We start from the raw sequence: 21,297 nt of genomic DNA on the forward strand, positions 1-21,297 counted from the left end.
CGCCGGTTCGGTCGCGCCCGGCTCCGCCGGTTCGGTCGCGCCCGGCTCCGCCGGTTCGGTCGCACCGCGCGATTCGATGCTCCCCGGGCGCTCGCCTCGGCGCCGCGCGGCCGGGCGGGTCGCGACGTCGACGCCGCGGAGTTCGGCGCTCGGGAACAGTTCTTCGGTCACGGTTGCCCCTGGGATTCGTTGGTCAGCAACGGATTCCACATCCGTCGCGCGACCGAGCCGAAGGCGGTCGTCTCCCCGTGGCGATCCGGTGCGGGCAGCGGCGCCGCCAGCTCGTCGAAGGCGGGATCGGGCCCCCAGATATAGGTGAGATAGCGGTCGGTGTGATCGCCGAACGGCCGCGGGCCCTTGGGTCCGCCGAAGAACTCCTCCTCGGCCGCGGCGAGGGCGGAGTCGAGATCGGCTCCGCGGCAGCGGCGTTCGGCGTAGACCGCCGAGGCCGACGGCGCGAACGACAACGGTTCGGCCAGCCCCTCATCGCGCAGCTCGGCCAGCTCGCGCAGTAGTTCGGCGGCCGTGGCCGGAGCCGGTGCGGTCAGAGTCGAACGCCAGGCCGGTCGACCGAATCTGCCGCGCCCGATACTGATCGCTCGCCAGCTCTGATGCCGTTCGGTGGCGGCCAGGGCCAGCAGCCGCACCCAGGCGGCCATGCGATGTTTGGGCGCGAGCCGGGAGAAGGTGGCCCGGACGATGGCGTCGTCGTGCACATCGGCGACCGTTCCGGACAGCCGCCGTCCCGCTCCCAGATCGACCGCGATATCGAGGGTGCGCGCGGGCGCCTGCTGAATCGGTGCGGCGACTTCCACGAGGCGGTCGACGGTCGCTTCGACATCGGCCAGCACCGTCGCACCCAGGCCGAACGGGGGCAGGGTGCCGCGCCGCCATTCCGCCGCGCGCAGGGCGGCCGGATCGGCGCCGGTCAGCCGGGCCGCCAGCATGCGCTCGCCGATATTCCAGGTCGCCAGCCCGCTCAGTTCGATAGGCAGCCGTTCGTCGATGTCCTCGTCCTCTTCCGGCACCCGGATACCCAGCCGCTGCCACAGGAAGGCCCGGATCGGATGTTCGGCGAAGGAAACCAGCTCGGACAGTTCGACATCGGTGCGCGCCGGCGCCGGCAGAGGTGCCGGCAACCACAGCGGCGGCGGCTGGGCGGGACGGGCGGCCGCCTCGGCGGCGGCCAGGGCGAGGGTGTCGAAACCGAACGGGTCGCGAGCATCGAAATTGCTTCGGTCGTAGGCCTGCAGCGGATGCCGCCGCACGACGGCGTCGGTGCCCCGGTGTGCCCGCACCACATCGATCAGTTCGGCCAGCGGTGTGACCGGCGGGCGCGGCACCCCGGTGACCGGGTCGGCGCCGGTGTAGAGCACCACCAGATGCTCCTGCGCGGCCAGTACCGCATCCAGCAGCAGACCGCGATCCTCACTGCGCGGATCCCGTTCCCCGACAAGCGGTTCGCGTGCGGTCACATCGTCGCCGTCGATACCTCCGGTCCGTGGGAACACCTCGTCGTCCAGTCCCAGCAGGACCACCACCCGATGCGGCACCGCCCGCATCGGGGCCAGTCCGCACACCGTGAGTTCACCGGTGCGGTAGTTCGACCGCGCGGCGCGCGCCCGCGACCGCGCGCGCAGGGCCGCGACGACATCGGGCAACCGAAGTTCGGTCTCACCGGCGTGCTCGAACGCCGCGACCACCTCCCGCCGCGCCGCGATCCCCTGCCACGCCGCCGCGGCGGGCAGGTCGGTCAGCAGGTCCAGGGCCCGGTGCAGCAACTGTGACCATTGCCGGGCCGGGCGCGGCGTACCGGCGGGGTCGGCGGCGTTGGGGCCGCTGAAATCACGGACACAGACCGCCAGCCGGTCGACGAATTCCGCGAAGCGCCCGGCGAGATCGACGTCGCCGGAGTCGACATCGTCGAGGGGCAACGCCAGATCGAGCCAGTCCGCCCCGGATTCACCGGCGGCGACGCCCAGCAGGATGCGGTCGACCGCCGCGTTCAGGGTGTTCTGGCCGAATTCGGCGAGTCCGAAGGCTTGCCGCTGCCGCTGTCCGATGCCCCAGCGCGCGCCGGTTTCGGCTGCCCATTCGCGCAGCCGCTCGATATCGTCGTCGTCGAATCCGCAGCGGTATCGAACCGGTTCGGTCGCGGCGAGATCGAGTACCTGGGTGACGCCCACCCGGCCCTCGGCCAGCCCGAGCAGGTCGTCCAGGACGGCGAGCACGGAATTGGCGGCGCCGGCGTTGCGTTCGGCCGGACGGACGCGCAGACCGTGGGCGGGATTGGCATCGGGATCGTCCGGGCCGGCCGGCCCCTGCCCGAACGCGGCTCGCACCAGCGGTGCGAATCCCTCGGGATCCGGGCACAGCACGATCACCTCACGCGGTTCCAGGGTCGGATCGCGCCGGAACAGGCCCAGCAGTACATCGCGCAGCACCTCGACCTGGCGCGCGGGGCCGTGACAGGCGTGGATCTGCACGCTGTCGTCGTGCTCGGCCGTCGCCGTGCGCTGCGGGCGGCGGCCCGCGTGGACAGCGGCCCGCAGGCCGGAAAGTACTGTGCCCGAATCGTTCTCATCGTCCCCGCCGACCGCGGGGTGGTGGGTGTCGACGCATTCGACCGCCGCCAGCCGGTGTCGCAGCTCCCGCACATCGCGTCCCAGAGCCGCCAGCAGCGGGTGCGCGGTCAGCGGCTCGGCGGCGGTGCGCCGCCGCGGCGCCACCAGGACCGCTCGCGCGGTCGCCACCGCCGCCGGTGCGAGATCGTCGCGGATCGGCTCGTCCGCCTTCCACAGTGCCGGGCTGGGATGAACGAGCCACAGATGGACGTCACGATGGTGCGCGAGGGCGGTCAGGACCGCGAGTTGCCCGGCCGGCATCCGATGCGGCGCGAACAGCGAAAGCCGCTCGGGCAGATCGATACTCGCGGGCTCGGTGCGCAATCGGCGGCAAACCGCCTCGAGCCGTTCCGCGGGCGCGGGCGTCCCGATCCGGTCCCGCACCCGACGCCACAGCCGCGGCTGCCACCGCAGGTCCTCCGGCAGTTCGACGCCGCGGCCATCGGTGTCGGCGCCGTCGGCCCACTCGGCGATCAACGACGGGCGAGCGGTTCCGTAGGTGTCGAACAGGGCGGCGATATGCGCGGCGGTGGCCAGTCGCCGCCCGGCGCGGTAGCCCTCACCGGGCCCGGCGCCCACACCGAGATGCCGGGCCGGCACCGCGGCCCACGGCTCACCGAGCGAGGCGTCCAGCGCGTCGAGCACCGGCCACACCAGCCGGTCGAGCGCCCATGGGTCGTGGTCGGCCGCGATATCGGCAGCGGCCGCCGATATGTCGGCCACCAGCGCCGCCGGTGTGCGGTAGTCGATATTCGCCGAGACGCCGTCTCCGCGCGGGCCGCCCAGTACCGAGGCCAGCCGTTGATTGAGCCAGCGTTGCACGCCGTGTGCGCCGACGGCGACCACCTCGGCGGAGAACGGATCCGGGAGCGGATGGGCCAGCATCGCCGCGAGCGCGTCGGCCAGGGTGCTCGCCGACTCCGCCCGGTGAATGTGCAGCACCTGCTCCCCGCCTCTCTGTCCTCACTCGATCCGCTGTCGGGGTGGTCCGGCGGGACGATCCTACAAACCCGGCCCCCGGGTGCGTCCGTCCCGACCCTCTGTCGCGTCCGCCGCCACCAGCCGACCATATCCGCAACCACACCGATACCGCCCGCGAACTCCGAATTGCCGACTTCGGCAGCATGTCACCAAACTTCTGGCAACACAATCGAATCCGGTCGTTTCGCACCCGCGTCGGTCGCGAACAGGATTCGCCACCGCGTGTCACCCGTACACCGGGCTCACGGTATGTCACAGTGCTTTGCGGGGAGGGTTGGGAGAAGCGGTATCGAAAGGCTGGTTCGATTCATGTCTGCGACGGTGGTCCCCCTCGTACCGAGATCCGGGTTCACGGTACGACGATCGGGCGAGACGTGGGAATTGATCAACTCCCGGCACTACGGCCGTGGCGTCGTCCTGCACACCTGGGCCCGGGACGAGCACTCCGAGGCCTTCGCGCACTGTTATCGACTCAACGGCCGCAGCGTCGAGGATCTACTCGCGGCCTTCCGCTGACCTGCGCGGATACCCGCACGGTGGCCGAAATACGCTGGCCCGCAAGGAACTTTGCGCAGCTACCACAACCGCGGGTCCAGCTCAAGACGTGCATCATCGGCGCATTCATGGCTATTGTGGCTCACCGTGCGTTATCCCCGGACCGCGTCACGCGGCATTCGAACCACCCGCTTCGCCGCCGGCGCCTGCGTCGTCGCCGCCGCGTTGATGGCGAGCGCGCCCGCACTCGACCCGGCCCCGGCCGGCGCCGTGCCGTTGCGCATGCAGGGCTGCCGCGACGGCTTCGACTGCGATTTCGGCAGCCGGATCGCGGCCGTCGACAACTATCTGGCCTCTCGCCCGGGTGTGACCGGCTACGTGGTGCGCGACCGCGTCACCGGCGGCACCTACAGCAACGGCCAGGCCGACACCATGTTCTGGACCGCGTCGACGATCAAGCTCGCGATCGCCGAGGATCTGCTCAACCGGGCCCGTGTCGGCGCGATCGTGCTGTCGCCCGAGGACCGGACCCAGATGGAATCGATGCTGGCGACCTCCAACGATTCCGCCGCCGACTATCTGTGGAACAAATACGCCGGGCCCGACCGGCTGGCGTTCAACAACGCCTTCCGCGCCAACGGCATGACCGGTCTCGTCCCGCAGCCGCCGACGGGTGGACACGCGTTCCCGGACTGGGGTTTTCAGCAGTGCACTCCGGCCGACCTGGACCGGCTGATGAACAATGTGCTCGACCACATGAACCCCGACGACCGCGGCTACCTGCTCGATCGCATGCGCAAGGTCGACACCAACCAGCACTGGGGCGTGTGGGGCGCGGGCGATGCGATGCGGCCGGGCCTGAAGAACGGCTGGTCCGACGAGAACGGCGGCTGGGTCGTCAACTCCGTCGGATTCGCCGGACCCGGTGAGCGCTACACCCTGGCCGTGATGAACTCGCTGGGCGATCAGGGCGGCTATACCGAAGGCGAGGAGACCACCACGCACGTCGCGCAGCTGCTGTTCTCCGGTCGGTGAGCCGCCGGGCGATCACAGCCGCGACAGCCGCATGGGCGCACCGTCGCGTGGGAACGGGATGGTGTTGAAACCCCACGGCATCAGATAGTCCTCCGGGATATCCCACCGGTACGCGCGCACCATCGCGGCGATGACCACCTTCACCTCGAGGGTGCCGAAATGCATGCCGATGCATTTGTGCGCCCCGGCGCCGAACGGCATCCACGCCAGCCGGTGGGATTTGTCCTCCCGCCGGCCTTCGGCGAACCGTTCCGGATCGAACCGCGCCGGATGCCGCCACAGTTCCGGAATCAGGTGGTTGACCGCGTAGGCGACATCGACGTGGGTTCCGGCCGGGATGTAGTGACCGGCCACCTCGGTATCGCGAACCGCGCGCCGCACCAGTCCCGGCACCGGCGGGACCAGGCGCAGACTCTCCTTGATCACCAGGTCCAGATCGCGCAGGCGGTCCAGGTCGGCGATGGTCGGCGTGGCGCCGCCGAGATCGCCGAACAGCGCCTGGGCCTCCGCCCGCACCCGCTGCTGCCAGTCCGGATGCCGGCCCAGGTAGTAGGCGACCGCGGTGGCGGTCGTGGTGGTCGTGTCATGGGCGGCCATGATCAGGAAGATCATGTGGTTGACCACGTCGGCGTCGGAGAAGGTCGCACCGTCCTCGGTCCGGGCATGACACAGCGCCGAGAAGAAATCGTCCCCCTCGCCGCGGCGCTTGCGCGGCACCATCTCGGCGAAATACCGCTCGAGTACCGTGCGGCCACGCAGGCCGGCCCGCCAGGCGCCACCCGGTACGGGGTGGCGGACCAGCGCCAGCGGTGCGTGCGTGCAATCGAGGAAGGCCTGCCCCAGCCGCTGTCGTTGCGGACCCGCGTCGACCCCCATGAACGTCTCGGTGGCGATCTCGAGGGTCAGATCCTTGATCGTCGGATACAGCCGCAGACTCCGCGTACCGGAGGGACTCCAGCGCGCGATCGCGGTGTCGAGCACCGGGCTCAGATGCGCCAGATGTGATTCGAGCCGTTCGCGGGTGAAGGCCTGCTGCATGATCCGGCGGTGGAACATGTGCTCGGAGAATTCCAGCAGCAACAGTCCGCGGCGGAAGAAGGAGCCGATCAGGAAGTCCCAGCCCTGCCCGAAGTCGTTGCGCCGCTTGCCGAGTACCTCGTCCACGGCCTGCGGACCGGCCACCAGGACGCGGTCGACACCGAAGGACTTGTTGTAGCTGACCGGGCCGTAACGCCGATACCGGTCGAGCATCTCAGCGGGGCCCCAGCGCAGATACTGCAATGAGCGGCCGATGACCGGCAGTCCGGAGTCGCCGCGCACCGCGGCCGCGGTGCTGCCCGGCGGCGGGGTGGCCAGCACCTGTTCGCGGACGGGCAATCGGCGCAGCAGCCGATCGACGCGGTGGCGATCCGGAATCTCGAGGAAATCGATGTTCTCCCGGTCCGCGACGGTGTACACCCCGGCAGTGGATCCCGCGGTGCCGGCGGGACGCGGGTCGGCGCTGACCATGATTGGAGCCTCCCGAACACAGCGGCCCCGCCACACCGCGCGGCCGCAGAAAAAGTACACCTCGTACATTAGAGGTAGAATCGCGCTGTGACAAGGGACACAGAGGTGCGGCGGCCGGGCCGGCCGCCCGGGCCACCCCGCGATCCGGAGCGGCGGCGCGCGGAGATCCTCGACGCCGCCGAACGCGTGGTCGCGACCGCCGGGGCCCGGATGAGCATCGCGCAGGTCGCCGCCGAGGCCGGCTACGCCCGTACCGCGGTATACGCCGTGTTCCCGGATATGCCGGCACTGATCGACGCGCTCGCGCAACGACATATGGACGCCATCATCGGCGCCGCCGACGAACTACTCGCCCAGCCGCTGCCGGCCCGCCGGCTGCTCCGCGCGGTAGTGGCGCTGATGTGCGATTTCGTCGACACCAACCCGAATCTGCACCACGTCATGATGCAGCGCCTGGAAAGCGGAGATGCCGAGCACCGGCCGTTCTTCACCCGCGTATCGGATTGGGCCACATCGGTTTTCGACACCATCCTGCGCAGGCTGGACGCCGATCCCGCGCTGGCGAGGATCTGGGCGACCGCGACCGTCGGCGCGATCCTGATGTCGGCGGAGGCGTGGATGCAGCAACCGACCCGCTCACGCACCGAATTCATCGATCAACTCGCGGCCTTCCTGTGGCCGACGGTGGAGAGTATCGGCGGCGACCGCCTCAGCGGGCCGCTGGTCGGCGCCGAGGCGGCGGCACCGGTACCGAAGTGACCGGACGCGCCGACAATCGATGCTCGCCGTGACTGCCTCCGGGTCGCCGACTACCGTTGAGCCTGTCGTAGACCGCACGTCCGGCGAGGAGCGCAGATGGGAACCGAAACTGTCGAGAACCGACGCCACCGAGTGGTGGTGATCGGATCCGGCTTCGGCGGCTTGTTCGCGTGCAAACATCTCGAACACGACAACGTCGACGTCGTACTGATCTCCAAGACCTCCACGCACCTGTTCCAGCCGCTGCTCTACCAGGTCGCCACCGGCATCCTGTCCACCGGTGAGATCGCCCCGGCGACCCGCATCGTGCTGCGTAAACACCACAACACCCGGGTGATCCTCGGCGAGGTCCACGACATCGACCTCGTGAACCGGACGGTCACCTCGGAACTGCTCAACCAGGACACGGTCACCTCCTTCGACAGTCTGATCGTCGCCACCGGCGCCCAGCAGTCCTACTTCGGCAACGACCGGTTCGCGACGTACGCGCCGGGTATGAAGACCATCGACGACGCGCTCGAACTGCGCGCCCGCATCCTGGGCTCGTTCGAGGAGGCCGAACTGGCCAAGACGCAGGAGGAACGGGATCGATTCCTGACCTTCGTCGTCGTCGGCGCGGGCCCGACCGGCGTCGAATTGGCCGGGCAGATCGCCGAACTCGCCGATCGCACCCTGGTCGGCACCTTCCGCAACATCGATCCCCGCGACGCACGTGTGCTGCTGGTCGAGGGCGCCGGCGCGGTCCTGGCGCCGATGGGTCCCAAACTCGGCGGTAAAGCGCAACGCCGCCTCGAGAAGATGGGGGTGGAGATCCAGCTCAACGCCATGGTCACCGATGTGGACGCGCGCGGTGTCACGGTGAAGGACAAGGACGGCAGCGAACGCCGGATCGAGTCGGCGTGCAAGGTGTGGTCGGCCGGCGTGCAGGCCAGCGAGCTCGGCAAGATGCTGGCCGACGGTTCCGACGGCACCGAGACCGACCGGGCCGGGCGCGTGGTCGTCGAACCGGATCTGACCATCAAGGGCCATCCCAACGTCTTCGTCGTCGGCGATCTGATGTCGGTGCCCGGTGTCCCCGGCCAGGCCCAGGGCGCGATCCAAGGCGCCACCTACGCGGCCAAGCAGATCAAGGCCGAGGTCGCGGGCAAGCAGACACCGGAGCAGCGCAAGCCGTTCAAGTACTTCAACAAGGGCAGTATGGCGACGGTGTCGCGGTTCAACGCCGTCTGCCAGATCGGCAAGCTCGAGTTCAGTGGCTTCCTCGCCTGGCTCATCTGGCTGGTCCTGCACCTGTACTACCTGATCGGATACCGCAGCCGCACGGTCACCGTCTTCCAGTGGTTCGTCGCCTTCCTGGGCCGCAACCGTGGTCAGATGGCCGCCACCGAGCAGTGGGTCTTCGCCCGGCTGGCGCTCGAGGCCATGAACGGCAACGACACCGACGCGCGCGAAGTACGCGCCGAGGTCGGCGAGAAACCCGCCTCACCCGGTGCGGCGACACCGTCCGCCGGCAGCCACGCGGCTTCCGGTGCCGACGGCGACACCGCACCCGGTACCAGCGAATCCGCGAGATCGGATACCGCACAGCCGAAGGCGGGCTGACCGCCGGATTCGATCAGCCCACCGCGGCGGCCGGTCGTCCGATCCGGCCGGCCTCGCCGAGGTGCGCGCCGGTCCAGGTCGACAGCGTGCCACCGGCCGCCAGCGGCAGCAGCGCACCGGTCAGACCCGTTGTGGCCGCGGCTCGCTCATCCGGATAGCGCAGTTCGCTCGCGACCGCGCGGGGCATGGCCAGCAGATCGTCGGCGGCGGATCCGGCGCCCAGTTCCAGCCGGTGGCGCACCAGCGGCGCCCCGGCGGCATCGGCGATCAGATCGCCACACCAGAATCCGTGATCCTCACCGCTGCGGCCGATCTGGACGCGTTCGCGGATCCGCACCCGGGCGTCGGTGGCCAGCCGGACCACGGTGACGCTGCGATGGTCGGCGCCACCGGCGACGACGGTCGGCTCCGGATCCAGATCGAGTTCCGCGCCCGCGCCGACCTCGACATGCCAGCGGGCCGTCGACAGCCGGGTGTCCCGGCCGGGCAGCGCGATCGTGGCCGCCACCGATCGCAGCACCAGCCGTGCGCCGGGTTCGACGACGATGCCGATATCGATGTCGTCGCCACCGAGCGGCGTGGCGGCGGCACCGATCAGATGAACGGTGTCGGGTCCGGTGGTCCGCACCGCGAGCCCGCCGACGGCGGCCACCCGCGGCGACGTTCCGGCGCGGGCGATGATGCGAATCTCAGTGCGCAACAGCGCTTTCCCCGGTGACCGACGCCGGCACGTCGCCCTGCCCGGCCGCGGCGCGCAACTGGTCGCGTACCCAGCCCAGCACCGGTGTCGCGGCCGGATCCTCGGTCAGCGAGGTGAACACGAAGGTGCGGCCCTCGCGGACCGCCGCCGAATCCCGGCGCATCACCTCGAGATCGGCGCCCACCATCGGCGCGAGATCGGTCTTGTTGATCACCAGCAGATCCGAATACGTCACGCCCGGACCACCCTTGCGCGGAACCTTGTCGCCCCCCGCGACGTCGACCACGAAGATCTGCGCATCGATCAGACCGGCGGAGAAGGTCGCCGTGAGGTTGTCGCCGCCGGATTCGACGAGGATCAGATCCAGCCGCGGGTTGGCCTCGATCAAATCGTCGATGGCATCCAGATTGGCCGTGATGTCGTCACGGATCGCGGTGTGCGGGCAGCCGCCCGTCTGCACGGCGGTGATGCGCTCATCGGGCAGGACCGCATGCCGGCGCAGGAAGTCGGCGTCCTCGGTGGTGTAGATGTCGTTGGTCAGCACCGCCAGCGACAACTCCTCCCGCAACTGCCGGCACAGAGCGGCGACCAGCGCCGTCTTCCCGGAGCCGACCGGCCCGCCGATCCCGATACGCACCGGTTCCCCGGGCGTGCGCACCCGCTTGGGTCGGTCGTGAGCATGATCGTGTGGTTCACCATCGATCAGATGGGGCGCCATGGGCTCTCCTCTCGCATCGGCCTCTCGGCTGATCATCGTGGCCGATGCATGTGAACCCGGTGTTACCGGCCCGGTGAGCGAACCGAGACCACGCCCGATCCCCGCGGTGGCGCTAGGACGCGAACAGCGGCATCTCTCGGTCGAGGTGGCGCTGGGCGAGGACGTCGCCGAGCGGATCGGAGAGGGCGGCCGGGCCGGCGGTGGCCGCGCGGGCGGTCTCCTCACACAGCGGGGCGAGCGCCAGGGTGGTCGCCGCGACGGCGGCCGGATCCAGCGCGAGCAGCCGCTGCGCCGCGGTCGCCGCGCCGGTCATCGTCGTATAGACCACGACGCCGGCGATCTCGACCGGTTCCAGCTCCGCCGCCCGGCCCACGACCCCGAAGACCGTGGACAGATGCGGCCGCGCATCGAGGGCGGACCAATCATGGTGTGGCCAGACGTATTTCGCCAGCCGCAGCAGCCCGCGACCCTGCGCCCGCGAGGCGGTGCGCGCGGCCGGTGCGAGAGTTCGGGCATCGGCCTCCGCGTCGGCCGTGGCGGGCGTCAGTGCTGCGGCGCACACGGCGGCCGCCAGCGAGGCCGACACCAGCCCGGTGGTGCGGATCCGGCGCCGCAGATATGCCGTCACCGTATCGACATCACGCACGATCCCCGAGGTGATCGCCTCCTCGACACCGCCGGAATGGACGTGCCCGCCGATGGGCAGCCGCGAATCGGCGAGCGACATCACCATCGCGAGACTCATGGGCATCCTCCGCGGCCGATCACGGTCTCCGATCCTAGAACCGCGCGCTCAACCGGCCGCGGCGAAGTCCGCCGCGACGCTCACGGCGGCCCATTTCTCGGTTTCCTCGGCACGCGCTCGACCGGCCGCGCGCGCCGCGGCCAGCGCGTCGCTGCCCAGCAGCAGCCGTCGCGGCGGTTCGGCCGCCTGGACCACCTCGGTGATGATGCGGGCGGCGCGCGCCGGGTCACCGGGCTGGGATCCGTTGTTGTCGCGGCGGAAGCGATGGATCTCGCCGACGGTGGCTTCGTAGTCGGGCCCGACGGGATGGATGGTCATCGAGGCACCCTGCCAATCGGTGCGGAATGCCCCCGGCTCGACGATGACGACCCGGATCCCGAACGGCGCCACCTCGTTCGCGAGCACCTCCGAGAATCCCTCGACCGCGAATTTCGCCGTCTGATACGCGCCCAATCCGGGTGAGCCGCCGACCCGCCCGCCGATCGAGGAGATCTGGACGAAGGTCCCCGACCGCTGCGTCCGCAGCGCCGGCAGCGCTGCCCGGGTGACGTTGACGACGCCGAACAGGTTGGTTTCGATCTGCGCCCGGAAGTCGTCGATGGCCGTCTCCTCGATCGGTGCGCTGTCGGCGTACCCGGCGTTGTTGACCACGACGTCGAGGGAGCCGAAGGTCTGCGTGACCGCGGCCACCGCAGCCTCGGCCGCCGCCGGGTCGGTGACATCCAACCGGACCGGCAGCAGGCGGGATCGGTATCGCCGCAGCAGCTCGTCGAGTTGCTCGGGATGACGCGCACCGGCGGCGACCCGGTCTCCGGCGGCCAGCGCGGCCTCGGTCAGATGGCGGCCCAGGCCGCGTGACGCACCGGTGATCAGCCAGGTTCGGGCCATGTTCAGCTCTCCGTTCGACGGTCCGGACACCCTCGGCGAGGGATCCGGACATCCATCAAATGTATCACCACTGTAGCACTTACCTCATTTTTGGCTACTGTAAAGCAGCAAATAGTGGACCAACTGCTGCTCTATTGGCTACCTTGGCCGGGTGAGAGCTGATGCCGCCCGCAATATCGAACTGGTGCTCACCACCGGCGCCCGGCTGCTCGCCGACGATCCGTCGGCCAGCCTGTCGGCCATCGCGGCCGCCGCGAACGTCGACCGGCGTACCGTCTACCGCCGCTTCGCCTCCCGCGACGACCTGCTGGCGGCGGTGTATCGAGCGCGCTACGACGCGGTCGAGGAGGCCATCGTGAGCGCCCGGCTGCGGGAGGCGCCGGTCGCGGTCGCCCTGCATCGATACGTCGAGGCGATCGTCGCCGTCAACCGTCGCTGGCCCGTACAGACGGCCCGACTGGTGGCCGACGAGACCATCCGGGAACGGCGCGCCCCACTGATCGCCGAGGTCGACACATTTCTGCGCCGAGCCACCGACGACGGGCTGTTGCGCCCCGGCCTCCCCGAAGGCTGGGTATCGGCACTGCTGGCCCAGCTGACGGTCAACGCCGCCGAGGACCTACCGGACCTCGACCCCGCCCGCGCCGCCGACGTCGTGGTCGACACCCTGCTGCACGGTGTCGGCAACGTCCCGGAAGCGGAGCGCGGACCCGGCACTTGACCTCAACATTGGCTGAGGTTGCAGGGTGAGATCATGAAAGCGATACGTCTGCACGAATTCGGACCGGCCGAGAATCTGCGTTACGAATCGGCGCCCGATCCGCTGCCCGCGGCCGGCCAGGTCCGGATCACCGTGGCGGCGGCCGGGATTCATCTGGTCGACACCCATCTGCGCCGAGGACTGCCCGGCCCCTACCCGCTGCCGCAGCTACCGACCATTCCCGGCCGGGAGGTCGCCGGCACCGTCGATCTGGTGGGCCCCGGCGTCGACCCGGATCTACTCGGCACCGCCGTCGTCACCCACCTGGGCACGGCACCGGGTGGCTACGCCGAACTGGCCGTCGCCGACGCGGCCCGGCTGCACTCGATTCCGAGCGAACTGGACCCGGCCGCGGCGGTGGCGATGATCGGCACCGGCCGCACCACACTCGGCATCCTCGGATTCGCCGAACTCGAACCGGGACACCTCGCGGTGGTTCCCGCGGCGGCGGGCGGTATCGGAACGCTGCTGGTGCAGTATCTGCGCGCATCGGGGCTCACGGTCGTCGGACTGGCCGGCGGGCCGGACAAGGTCGCCACGGTGGCGGCCAACGGAGCCGACCTCGCCCTCGACTACACCGACCCCGGTTGGCCGGAGGCGGTGCGCGCACGGTTCGGGGAGCGGCCCGCCCACTGGGTCTTCGACGGGGTCGGCGGGGCGGCCGGTCGAGCGGCGGTCGAACTGCTCGCACCGGGCGGTGCCCATCTGGTGTTCGGCTGGAGCGACACCGCCTTGGACATCGACCGCGGCCACCTTGCCGCCCGCGGCATCACCTCGCGCTCGACCCTGGGTCCGGCGATGCTCGAACGCGGTGGCGGGATCGCGGCCCTCGAGACCCGCGCCCTGGCCGAAGCCGCATCCGGACGGCTACGACCGGCCGTACATCGCTTCGCCCTCACCGATGCCGCCGCCGCGCATCGGGCGCTCGAGCGGCGGGCCACCGTCGGGAAGGTGATTCTCGAGCCCTCACGGTCGATAACTGTAAGATTGCTGACGTAATTGATTCGTAGCCTCCCGCGTCGCTCGCGGCTCCTACGCTGGAGGTCGCGTCTCGTTCTCACGGCCCGCGACGGAGGCCGGCGGGCGCACGCAGAGGAGGTTCGTCCATGCCTGTGTGTACCACGCGCGACGGGGTCGACATCTACTACAAGGATTGGGGGTCGGGCCGCCCGGTGGTGTTCATCCACGGCTGGCCGCTCAATGCCGACGCCTGGGACGATCAGTTGAAACACGTCGCGGACAACGGATTTCGTGGCATCGCGCACGATCGCCGCGGTCACGGGCGCTCGGCGCAGCCGTGGAGCGGCTACGACTTCGACACCTTCGCCGACGATCTCGACGACCTGCTCACCCAACTCGACCTACGCGATGTGACCTTGGTCGCGCATTCCATGGGCGGCGGCGAACTGGCTCGCTACATCGGCCGTCACGGGACCGACCGCATCCGCTCCGCAGTGTTGCTGTCGGCTATCCCGCCCTTGATGGCTCGTACCGCCGACAACCCCGAAGGCGTGCCCGACGAGGTGTTCGATCAGATCAAGAAGGGCATCCTGAACGAACGTTCGCAGTTCTGGCGCGACACCTCCGAGGGCTTCTTCAGCGCCAACCGGCCGGGCACCAAGGCCACCCAGGGCAATCGGGACGCGTTCTGGTTCATGGCGATGCACGAGTCGATCGAGGCCGGCGTGCGCTGCGTGGACGCCTTCGGATACACCGATTTCACCGCCGACCTCGAGAAATTCGACGTGCCCACCCTGCTGGTGCACGGCGACGACGACCAGGTCGTCCCCATCGACGCCACCGCCCGTAAGGGGGCCAAGATCATCCCGAACGCCACCCTGACCGTCTACGAGGGGGGTTCCCACGGTATCGCGCTGGTCCCCGGGGACAAGGAGCGTTTCAACACCGATCTGCTGACATTCCTGCAGAGCTGAACCGGACCCCGCTCGCGGGCAACATACCCGCGAGCGGGGAATCGGCGCTCATCGCCGTGTCCCCGAAGCGCGATGGCCCGCTCGGACGGCCTAGCGGCGGACCTTGAATTTCAGGTGTAGCACCCGCTCGCCCCGGACGACCACGTGCGGATCCTCCAGCAGGCAATGCCCGTCGATACCGCCGAAGTAGCGTTTCCCCGCGCCGAACACCACCGGCACCATATCCATCGCGACCTCGTCCACCAGCCCGGCGGCGAGAATCTGAGCTCCCACCTCACCGGCGTTCACGCTGACCGTTCGCTCCCCCGCCAGCTCTCGGGCCTTGCCGATCGCGGCTCGCACCCCGTCGACGAAGTGGTACGACGCCTCCGGATGCCAGCCTTCGGGTTTGGGCCGATGCGACACCACCACCACGTGTTCGCCCGCGGGCGGGCGGCCCTCCCAGCCGTTCACCAGGTCGAACAGGTGGCGGCCCATCACGATCACGCCGATCGACTGCCACATCGACCGGACGTATTCCGCGGAGGCGGCCGACACCCGGAAGCCCAGACCCGCTCCGGAATGATCGAACAGCGGGTCGTCGGTGTCGGTGATCGGGGTGTCACCGCTGAAGTACCACTCGTGCAGCGGTCCGACATCGTCTTTCTCGTCGGCGATGAAGCCGTCCAGCGACACCACGTTGTGCATGATTACCGTGCCCACAGATTCTCCTCGAATGCCCGTGCGGATGTCGTTTCGATCGTGCCGATCCGGACGGCGCCGGGCTTGTAGAAAATCACTCGGCGGGCATCGGACCGCTGTCGGGCGGAAAGCCCCGCGCGGCCGGAAACCGGCGCCGCAGCGCCACGTACTGGGTCGGGGTGTGGCCGGTGAAGTCCTTGAACTCTCTGCTGCAGTGAGCCTGGTCGAAATAGCCTGCGGTGTAGGCGATCTCCGTCCAGTCGACCGGGCGCGAGGCGTCCACGGACAGGATCACCCGCGCGAAGCGGTAGATTCGCGCCACCCGCTTCGGCGTCACCCCGATATGCGATGTGAACTGCGCGGCCAAATAGTTGGCGCTCACGCCGGCCGCATCGGTCAGCGCGCCGACCGGCATCGCGCCGTGGGCCCTCGCCAACCGCGCGCCCGCGTACCGAACCAGGTCGAGGCCGCGAACGGGTGTTTCGGCCAGCCGCGAGCGCAGTTCCTCCTCCACCACATCCAGCGCCTCGGCAGCCGAGACGCCGGCGCCGACCCGGTTGCGGATGCGATCCGCGGATCGCTGCCAGAGTTCGTCGAGGGGCACCCATCGATCACGCAGCTCACCGGCCGGGACGCCGACGAACGGCGCCATGCCCCACGGCTTGAAATGCACCCCGACCAGCCGCAGGCGGGCGGGGTACTCGACTACGAAACGCCTGGTCCATACCCCCATGAACCATCCATCGCACATCAGGGCCGGTGGCATCGAAGGCTCGCCGTCCCACAGGCGGACCGGCTCGCCCAGGTTGACGAACAGGTGCGCCGACGGCATCGGCGGGACGGTCATCCGGCGGTGGCGCGGGATCCCGGTCAGGACATAGATGTCGTCGACGAAACGGTCCAGCGGCGGGGCGGGCACCCGGGCGACGTATCGCATGGGTCAAGTGTCGCCGATGGGCCGGCCCCGGTTGCCTAGGTCGCGCGGAAGCTGCGCGCCATCAATCGCTGTGCGGGACCGCGGGTCATATCGGTCCACGCCTGCAACGGGCCGCTCCACCACGGCGAGATCTCGACCGGTTTGGCGGTGACCGCGTGGCACACCAGGTCGGCGGCCTCGTGTGCGGTGAGTCCGGGCATCGATCCGAAATCGGTCGGTGCGCTCATGCGCGTATGCACCAGCGGCATGTAGATCGAGGTGGTGCTGACCCCGTCCGCGGCGATTTCGGTGGCCACCGTCCGTAACCACTGATCGAAGGCCGCTTTCGACGCGCCGTAGGCGGCCCAGCGCGGAGCCGGCGGCATCCGCAGACCCCAGGTGGACATGTTGACGATATGTCCCTGCCGGCGCTCGCGCATCGTGGGCAGCAGCGTCAGCAACAATCGCACCGGGCCGAGGTAGTTGATATCGATCGTGCGGGTGAAATCGTGGAAACGGTCGTAGGATTCGTCGATCGAGCGACGAATCGAGCGACCGGCGTTGTTGATCACCATGTCGACCCGGCCGTGTGTGGCGAGCACCGTGCGGGCCAGTTCGTCGACGGCGTCCATATCGGTGAGGTCGGCGCGGTAGCTGTGCGCGACGCCGCCCGCGGCGGTGATGGCGTCGGCCGCTGCTTCGAGTTCGTCGCCGGATCGGGCGACCATCACCACCACCGCGCCCGCGGCGGCCAGTTTGCCGGCGGCGACCTTGCCGATGCCGTGCGATGCGCCGGTCACCAGCACCACCCGCCCGGAGACGGCCGCGCGCAGATCCTTCGCGCGCGGCCGAGTGGTCGGGTACAGCAGCCGGGTGGCGATCCGTTCGGCCAGCGGACGCCCGGGGGAATCGTTCGAGACACTGTCTGTCACAGCCGAAACTGTATTGGCGGGCCCGGCACCGCGGGGCCGGAATGGCCCCACCGGAATCGCGCCGGCGCCATCGAGCGCCGAAACCGGCTCAGTCCGGACCGGCTTGCGCGGTCGCCGGATCCACCGCACGCCGGCGCCGCCGCGACGAGGTTGCCGCCGCCGCGACCGCCATCGCGATCAGCAGCGCCGCGCCGACGGCCACCGCGGTGTGCATCCCGGTGACGAACGAGGTCTGCGCCGCGCGGACGACCCCGGCATCGCCGTGGTGCTCCACGATCGTCTCCCCCAATGTGTCGGCGAAGTCGCCGCCGGACCGGAAGATCAGCGCGGCCAGCGAGCCCAGCAGCGACAAGCCCAGCGCATTGCCCAGTTCGAAACTGGTCTCGCTGATACCGACGGCCGAGCCCGCGCGCTCGGCCGGAACCGACGACACCGCGACCTCCGACACCAGGGTGAACACGATGCCGTAGCCGAGGCCCGCGATCGTGGAACCCGCCAGGTACCAGCCGATTCCACTGTCGACACCGATGCCCAGCAGCGCCAGATTGCCGACGGCGGCCGCGCTGAGCGCCAGCACGAACGACCCCCGGGTGCCGAGCCGGCGTGCCACCCGGGCGCCGCCCATCGAGCAGACGAAGACCGCGATGGCCGCGGGAATACCCAGCAGCGCGGCGCCCAGGACGTCGCGCCCCGCGACCGTCTGCAGATACGTGCTGGTGAGATAGCTCATTCCCGCCAGCGACATCATGCCCACCGTCGAGGATCCGATGGCCACCCGGAACAGCCCGCGGCGGAACAGGCTCAGATCCAGTAGCGGATCGGTCAGCACCCGCTGCCGCCGCACGAACGCCACCAGCACCGCGATACCGGCGATCGCGAGAACCACCGACACCGCGTCGACGCCCTCGGCGGCGGCGCGCTTGACCGCGTACACCAGCGGCAGGATGCCACCGATCGACATGACCACGCTGACCGGATCGAGCGGTCCACGCCCGGACGAGCGGTGTTCGGGTAGCAGCAGCGGAGCCAGCGCCAGCAGTACCAGCAACACCGGTGTGTTGATCAGGAAGATGGAACCCCACCAGAACTTGTGCAGCAGCAGCCCGCCGATCACCGGGCCCACCGCCGAGCCGCCCGCGAAGAACGCCGTCCAGATGCCGATGGCCGTCCCGCGCGCCCGCGCATCGGCGAACAGGCTCGAGATCAGCGCCAGACTCGACGGCAGCAGGGTCGCACCGCCGACACCCATCAGCGCCCGCGCCACGATGAGCATGCCGGCGCCGGAGGCGAAGGCCGCCATCAGCGAGGCGAGTCCGAACACCGTGGCACCCGCGAGCAGAATGGTCCGGCGGCCGATGCGGTCGCCGAGATTGCCCATGGTGATGAGCAGCCCCGCGATCATGAATCCGTAGATGTCGAGGATCCACAGTTGCTGTTCGGCCGACGGGTTGAGGTGTTCGGTCAGTGTCGGCATCGCCAGATACAGCACCGACATATCCATCGACACCAGCAGTACCGGCAGCACCAGCACTGCCAGGCCGAACCAGGCCCGACGGGGAGTAGCGCTCGGCGCGGCGCGCACCGCCGCCGAGGTATGTATGCCGACCATCACCTATCCTTCTCCACGATGCGTACGTCGTACGCGGCCCGGGTACAGCGTACGCATCGGGCCGCGGAAAGGAAAGCGAGATTCCATGCCGGATGATTCCCACCCACCCGCACCGGACGATTCCCACCCACCCGCACCGGACGATCCCCACGCACCGGCGCGGGGCAGATCCCACTCCGAGCGGCTGACCCGCGCGGCGATCGTCGACACGGCCATCGCCCTGGCCGACGCCGACGGCATCGAGGGGTTGTCGATGCGCCGCATCGCCGACCGGATGGGTGTGGGCGCGATGTCGCTGTACCGGCATGTGCCGAACAAGGACGCGCTGCTGGCCGAGATGACCGACGAGGTCGCCCGCCGCTATCCGTATCCGGAGCCGGATTCGGGCTGGACCTGGCGCGAACGGGTGCGGGCGGCCGCCGACATCGACTGGCAGCTGTACCGGCTGCACCCGTGGGTGCTGTTCACCTTCGCGGTGCCGCGCTACAACTTCGGGCCGCACAGCCTGGCCTGTCTCGCCTGGCTGACCGAAGGATTCACCGAGCTGACCGACGATCGGCGCGAGGCCACCCGGATGGCGCTGCAGGTGTGGAGCTATATCGCCGGCATCGCCCTGCAGCAGGTCAGCGCGTCGATGCTGGCCGAACGCGATGCCGACGACGAGGAGACCTCCGGTCTGACGGCACTACTGGAAGGCACGCCGCGCTGGCCCAGCCCCCCGGCACTGGCGCCGCTCGAGGGGACAGGAACCGGCGATCTGCTCGATCCGGAGCGGCAACTGCACTCCGGCCTGATCGCGATGTGCGACGGATTCGCCGCCAGGCACTGACCAGCGCCGGATCCCGCCGCCCCGCAACGACTTCGGCGGAGGTTTTCGCTCACGGTGAGTCTTGGTGGTGGCAAAACGGCCGCGGCCGAGGATAATTCGTGCGGCCACTCGGTGTGCCACCCGAGCGGCCCCTGATCCGCACGACACATAAGGGGTAGTGTGACCACGGCTTTGCCAGTGAATCTGAAGCATGCCAGAGATATTCATCCGAGCCTCGACGTGCCGCTACTACACGAGGCCGTTGTCCCGGAACGAGCGCTGTGGTCACCGGCGGAGTTGCACGAGCTGACCGCGGTCGTGGCCAGCGAGCTGGCGACCCCCCTGCTCGATATCGTGCGATTCGACACCACGCAGCGCTGGTGGGCCCGGCTCGCACTCACCATGGGCGTGGAACTGTGGCTGCTGTCCTGGGCGCCCGGGCAGGGTACCGAACCACACGACCACGGCGGCGCGGCCGGATCGTTCACCGTCTCCATCGGCGAACTCCACGAGGAGTACCGCCACGGGGCCGGGCCCGTGCGTTCGGCGACCTGGCAGGCCGGTGACACGGTGGCGTTCGGACCCGAGCGCGCCCATCAGCTGCTCAACCGCGGCGCCCGTCCAGCCGCCACGGTGCACGCCTACTCACCGCCGTTGCGCCCGGTCCGCGATTACCGGGCACTGACCGATTTCACGGGTGTGTGACCATACGGGTGGATCACCGCGCACGAGAGGAGAAACGGGTATGAGCGCCGAGGATCTACTCGCACAGGCGCGGGCCGGATTGGATCGGGTCACCCCCGGCGAGGCGCAGCGGCGCTTGGAACACGGCGCGCTGGTCGTCGATATCCGCCCGCACGCCAACCGGCTCGCCGAGGGGGAGATTCCGGGATCCGTCGTGGTCGAGCGCATCGTGCTGGAGTGGCGCCTCGACCCGACCGGGAGCCACCGGCTGCCCGGCCTGTCGCCCGAGACCGAGGTGGTGATCGTCTGTAACGAGGGCTACGCCTCGAGCCTGGCCGCCGCCGACGCCCGCCGGCTCGGGCTGGCCCACGCCACCGATCTCGTCGGCGGGTTCCGGGCCTGGAAGGCCGCGGGCCTGCCGGTATCGCCCGGCGGCACCCCCGCGGTTCCGTAGCGACGACACCCGCGGACGGCGGGCCGGTTGCCGATCAGTAGTACGACCGCCCCGCAATCCCACCCGACACCGACCACACCTCCACGATCAGCCCGTCGACGACGCGCAGAATATCGGTGCCACTGATCGCGATCTCACCGTCGGCGCCGGGCCGCCGCGAACCGTACGGGCGGGCGACGAATCCGGTGCGGCCGTGGTCGATGTCGACCACGGCGACACCCTGGACCTCGAACCGCTGCCCCGGCAGCGCCGCGCGGAATGTCGCGATCTGGCGCGCGAACGCCGCGGGATCGCGCACGGTGTCGTACACCTCGGCGCCCGGCTGGGCGTAGCGCAGAGTGAAACGCGGCGCCATGATCCGCTCGGCGAGTTCGAGTTCGCCGTTCCACATCGCCGTCCACCGATCGAACAGTTCGATTCCGAAGTCGCGCACGATAACTCCAATAGTCTCATTGATACGGTA

At 69.7% G+C, this 21,297-nt stretch carries 21 protein-coding genes; 10 read left to right on the top strand and 11 right to left on the bottom strand.

The genetic code is table 11. The features are described from left to right. Window positions 1-167: 167 nt before the first annotated feature. Complete coding sequence (gene recC, locus LKD76_RS18140) at window positions 168-3,566, bottom strand: exodeoxyribonuclease V subunit gamma (RefSeq protein ID WP_227982510.1); 3,399 nt, start codon at window positions 3,564-3,566, stop codon at window positions 168-170. 348 nt (window positions 3,567-3,914) lie between these two features. On the opposite strand from recC, the gene LKD76_RS18145 reads away from it, so the two are divergent. Both LKD76_RS18145 and LKD76_RS18150 read left to right on the top strand, forming a co-directional pair. After that, the gene (locus LKD76_RS18145) at window positions 3,915-4,121 is read left to right on the top strand and encodes a hypothetical protein (protein WP_227982511.1); all 207 of its coding nucleotides are present in this window, start codon (window positions 3,915-3,917) and stop codon (window positions 4,119-4,121) included. A gap of 126 nt (window positions 4,122-4,247) precedes the next feature. Next, entirely contained in the window at window positions 4,248-5,135 is an 888-nt protein-coding gene (locus LKD76_RS18150; RefSeq protein ID WP_227982512.1) for a serine hydrolase, read from the top strand. A gap of 12 nt (window positions 5,136-5,147) precedes the next feature. On the opposite strand, the gene LKD76_RS18155 is transcribed toward LKD76_RS18150, so the two are convergent. Next, entirely contained in the window at window positions 5,148-6,644 is a 1,497-nt protein-coding gene (locus tag LKD76_RS18155) for a cytochrome P450 (RefSeq protein ID WP_227982513.1), read from the bottom strand. An 87-nt stretch (window positions 6,645-6,731) separates the two neighbouring features. Between LKD76_RS18155 and LKD76_RS18160 the strand changes: the two genes are divergently transcribed. Together LKD76_RS18160 and LKD76_RS18165 are read left to right on the top strand one after the other, a co-directional pair. Then, window positions 6,732-7,403 (top strand): TetR/AcrR family transcriptional regulator, encoded by a 672-nt coding sequence (locus LKD76_RS18160; protein ID WP_227982514.1) that lies wholly within the window; start codon window positions 6,732-6,734, stop codon window positions 7,401-7,403. A 96-nt stretch (window positions 7,404-7,499) separates the two neighbouring features. Beyond that, on the top strand, window positions 7,500-9,005 hold the full coding sequence (locus tag LKD76_RS18165) for an NAD(P)/FAD-dependent oxidoreductase (protein WP_227982515.1): 1,506 nt from the start codon (window positions 7,500-7,502) through the stop codon (window positions 9,003-9,005). 13 nt (window positions 9,006-9,018) lie between these two features. Here LKD76_RS18165 and LKD76_RS18170 read toward each other — a convergent pair whose 3' ends face one another. The 4 genes from LKD76_RS18170 to LKD76_RS18185 all read right to left on the bottom strand — a co-directional run bounded on the left by LKD76_RS18170 (window position 9,019) and on the right by LKD76_RS18185 (window position 12,056). Continuing rightward, on the bottom strand, window positions 9,019-9,705 hold the full coding sequence (locus LKD76_RS18170; RefSeq protein ID WP_227982516.1) for an urease accessory protein UreD: 687 nt from the start codon (window positions 9,703-9,705) through the stop codon (window positions 9,019-9,021). Further along, window positions 9,695-10,423, bottom strand: coding sequence for an urease accessory protein UreG (gene ureG / locus LKD76_RS18175; RefSeq protein ID WP_227982517.1), 729 nt, complete (start codon window positions 10,421-10,423; stop codon window positions 9,695-9,697). Before ureG ends, LKD76_RS18170 begins: the two co-directional genes overlap by 11 nt. Window positions 10,424-10,535: 112 nt before the next feature. Next, complete coding sequence (locus tag LKD76_RS18180; protein WP_227982518.1) at window positions 10,536-11,168, bottom strand: urease accessory protein UreF; 633 nt, start codon at window positions 11,166-11,168, stop codon at window positions 10,536-10,538. 48 nt (window positions 11,169-11,216) lie between these two features. After that, window positions 11,217-12,056 carry an oxidoreductase gene (locus LKD76_RS18185; protein WP_227982519.1) on the bottom strand — a complete coding sequence of 280 codons (840 nt, stop codon included), beginning with the start codon at window positions 12,054-12,056 and terminating at the stop codon, window positions 11,217-11,219. A gap of 151 nt (window positions 12,057-12,207) precedes the next feature. Here LKD76_RS18185 and LKD76_RS18190 point away from each other — a divergent pair, with 151 nt between their 5' ends. The 3 genes from LKD76_RS18190 (at window position 12,208) to LKD76_RS18200 (ending at window position 14,750) form a co-directional block, all read left to right on the top strand. Next, complete coding sequence (locus tag LKD76_RS18190) at window positions 12,208-12,777, top strand: TetR/AcrR family transcriptional regulator (RefSeq protein WP_227982520.1); 570 nt, start codon at window positions 12,208-12,210, stop codon at window positions 12,775-12,777. Between the two features lie 33 nt (window positions 12,778-12,810). Beyond that, a complete protein-coding gene (locus tag LKD76_RS18195) occupies window positions 12,811-13,815 on the top strand; it encodes a zinc-binding dehydrogenase (RefSeq protein ID WP_227982521.1) in 1,005 nt (334 codons plus the stop codon). Between the two features lie 107 nt (window positions 13,816-13,922). After that, window positions 13,923-14,750: an alpha/beta fold hydrolase gene (locus LKD76_RS18200; RefSeq protein WP_227982522.1), complete on the top strand. Its 828-nt coding sequence runs from the start codon at window positions 13,923-13,925 to the stop codon at window positions 14,748-14,750. Window positions 14,751-14,840: 90 nt separating this feature from the next. Here LKD76_RS18200 and LKD76_RS18205 read toward each other — a convergent pair whose 3' ends face one another. The 4 genes from LKD76_RS18205 to LKD76_RS18220 all read right to left on the bottom strand — a co-directional run bounded on the left by LKD76_RS18205 (window position 14,841) and on the right by LKD76_RS18220 (window position 18,888). After that, window positions 14,841-15,452 (bottom strand): dihydrofolate reductase family protein, encoded by a 612-nt coding sequence (locus LKD76_RS18205; RefSeq protein ID WP_227982523.1) that lies wholly within the window; start codon window positions 15,450-15,452, stop codon window positions 14,841-14,843. Between the two features lie 73 nt (window positions 15,453-15,525). Further along, window positions 15,526-16,368, bottom strand: a complete 843-nt coding sequence (locus LKD76_RS18210; protein ID WP_227982524.1) for a helix-turn-helix domain-containing protein — start codon at window positions 16,366-16,368, stop codon at window positions 15,526-15,528. A gap of 35 nt (window positions 16,369-16,403) precedes the next feature. Then, on the bottom strand, window positions 16,404-17,279 hold the full coding sequence (locus LKD76_RS18215; RefSeq protein ID WP_227982525.1) for an SDR family NAD(P)-dependent oxidoreductase: 876 nt from the start codon (window positions 17,277-17,279) through the stop codon (window positions 16,404-16,406). 88 nt (window positions 17,280-17,367) lie between these two features. Continuing rightward, the gene (locus tag LKD76_RS18220) at window positions 17,368-18,888 is read right to left on the bottom strand and encodes an MFS transporter (protein ID WP_227982526.1); all 1,521 of its coding nucleotides are present in this window, start codon (window positions 18,886-18,888) and stop codon (window positions 17,368-17,370) included. 85 nt (window positions 18,889-18,973) lie between these two features. Here LKD76_RS18220 and LKD76_RS18225 point away from each other — a divergent pair, with 85 nt between their 5' ends. The 3 genes from LKD76_RS18225 to LKD76_RS18235 all read left to right on the top strand — a co-directional run bounded on the left by LKD76_RS18225 (window position 18,974) and on the right by LKD76_RS18235 (window position 20,834). Beyond that, window positions 18,974-19,717 carry a TetR/AcrR family transcriptional regulator gene (locus LKD76_RS18225; protein WP_227982527.1) on the top strand — a complete coding sequence of 248 codons (744 nt, stop codon included), beginning with the start codon at window positions 18,974-18,976 and terminating at the stop codon, window positions 19,715-19,717. A 159-nt stretch (window positions 19,718-19,876) separates the two neighbouring features. Further along, window positions 19,877-20,401, top strand: a complete 525-nt coding sequence (locus tag LKD76_RS18230; RefSeq protein WP_227982528.1) for a cysteine dioxygenase — start codon at window positions 19,877-19,879, stop codon at window positions 20,399-20,401. Window positions 20,402-20,441: 40 nt separating this feature from the next. Continuing rightward, on the top strand, window positions 20,442-20,834 hold the full coding sequence (locus tag LKD76_RS18235; protein ID WP_227982529.1) for a rhodanese-like domain-containing protein: 393 nt from the start codon (window positions 20,442-20,444) through the stop codon (window positions 20,832-20,834). Between the two features lie 34 nt (window positions 20,835-20,868). On the opposite strand, the gene LKD76_RS18240 is transcribed toward LKD76_RS18235, so the two are convergent. Next, window positions 20,869-21,267, bottom strand: a complete 399-nt coding sequence (locus LKD76_RS18240; protein WP_227982530.1) for a nuclear transport factor 2 family protein — start codon at window positions 21,265-21,267, stop codon at window positions 20,869-20,871. Window positions 21,268-21,297 lie beyond the last annotated feature (30 nt).

The organism is Nocardia spumae (genome assembly GCF_020733635.1).
In the GTDB taxonomy this organism is placed as follows: Bacteria; Actinomycetota; Actinomycetes; order Mycobacteriales; family Mycobacteriaceae; genus Nocardia; species Nocardia spumae.

Bases quoted from the DNA above. Each gene is read 5' to 3' on its own strand.
- LKD76_RS18145 (WP_227982511.1), top strand. From the start codon at position 3,915: ATGTCTGCGACGGTGGTCCCCCTCGTACCGAGATCCGGGTTCACGGTA.
- LKD76_RS18155 (WP_227982513.1), bottom strand. From the start codon at position 6,644: ATGGTCAGCGCCGACCCGCGTCCCGCCGGCACCGCGGGATCCACTGCC.
- LKD76_RS18165 (WP_227982515.1), top strand. From the start codon at position 7,500: ATGGGAACCGAAACTGTCGAGAACCGACGCCACCGAGTGGTGGTGATC.
- ureG (WP_227982517.1), bottom strand. From the start codon at position 10,423: ATGGCGCCCCATCTGATCGATGGTGAACCACACGATCATGCTCACGAC.
- LKD76_RS18180 (WP_227982518.1), bottom strand. From the start codon at position 11,168: ATGAGTCTCGCGATGGTGATGTCGCTCGCCGATTCGCGGCTGCCCATC.
- LKD76_RS18185 (WP_227982519.1), bottom strand. From the start codon at position 12,056: ATGGCCCGAACCTGGCTGATCACCGGTGCGTCACGCGGCCTGGGCCGC.
- LKD76_RS18195 (WP_227982521.1), top strand. From the start codon at position 12,811: ATGAAAGCGATACGTCTGCACGAATTCGGACCGGCCGAGAATCTGCGT.
- LKD76_RS18200 (WP_227982522.1), top strand. From the start codon at position 13,923: ATGCCTGTGTGTACCACGCGCGACGGGGTCGACATCTACTACAAGGAT.
- LKD76_RS18210 (WP_227982524.1), bottom strand. From the start codon at position 16,368: ATGCGATACGTCGCCCGGGTGCCCGCCCCGCCGCTGGACCGTTTCGTC.
- LKD76_RS18220 (WP_227982526.1), bottom strand. From the start codon at position 18,888: ATGGTCGGCATACATACCTCGGCGGCGGTGCGCGCCGCGCCGAGCGCT.
- LKD76_RS18225 (WP_227982527.1), top strand. From the start codon at position 18,974: ATGCCGGATGATTCCCACCCACCCGCACCGGACGATTCCCACCCACCC.
- LKD76_RS18235 (WP_227982529.1), top strand. From the start codon at position 20,442: ATGAGCGCCGAGGATCTACTCGCACAGGCGCGGGCCGGATTGGATCGG.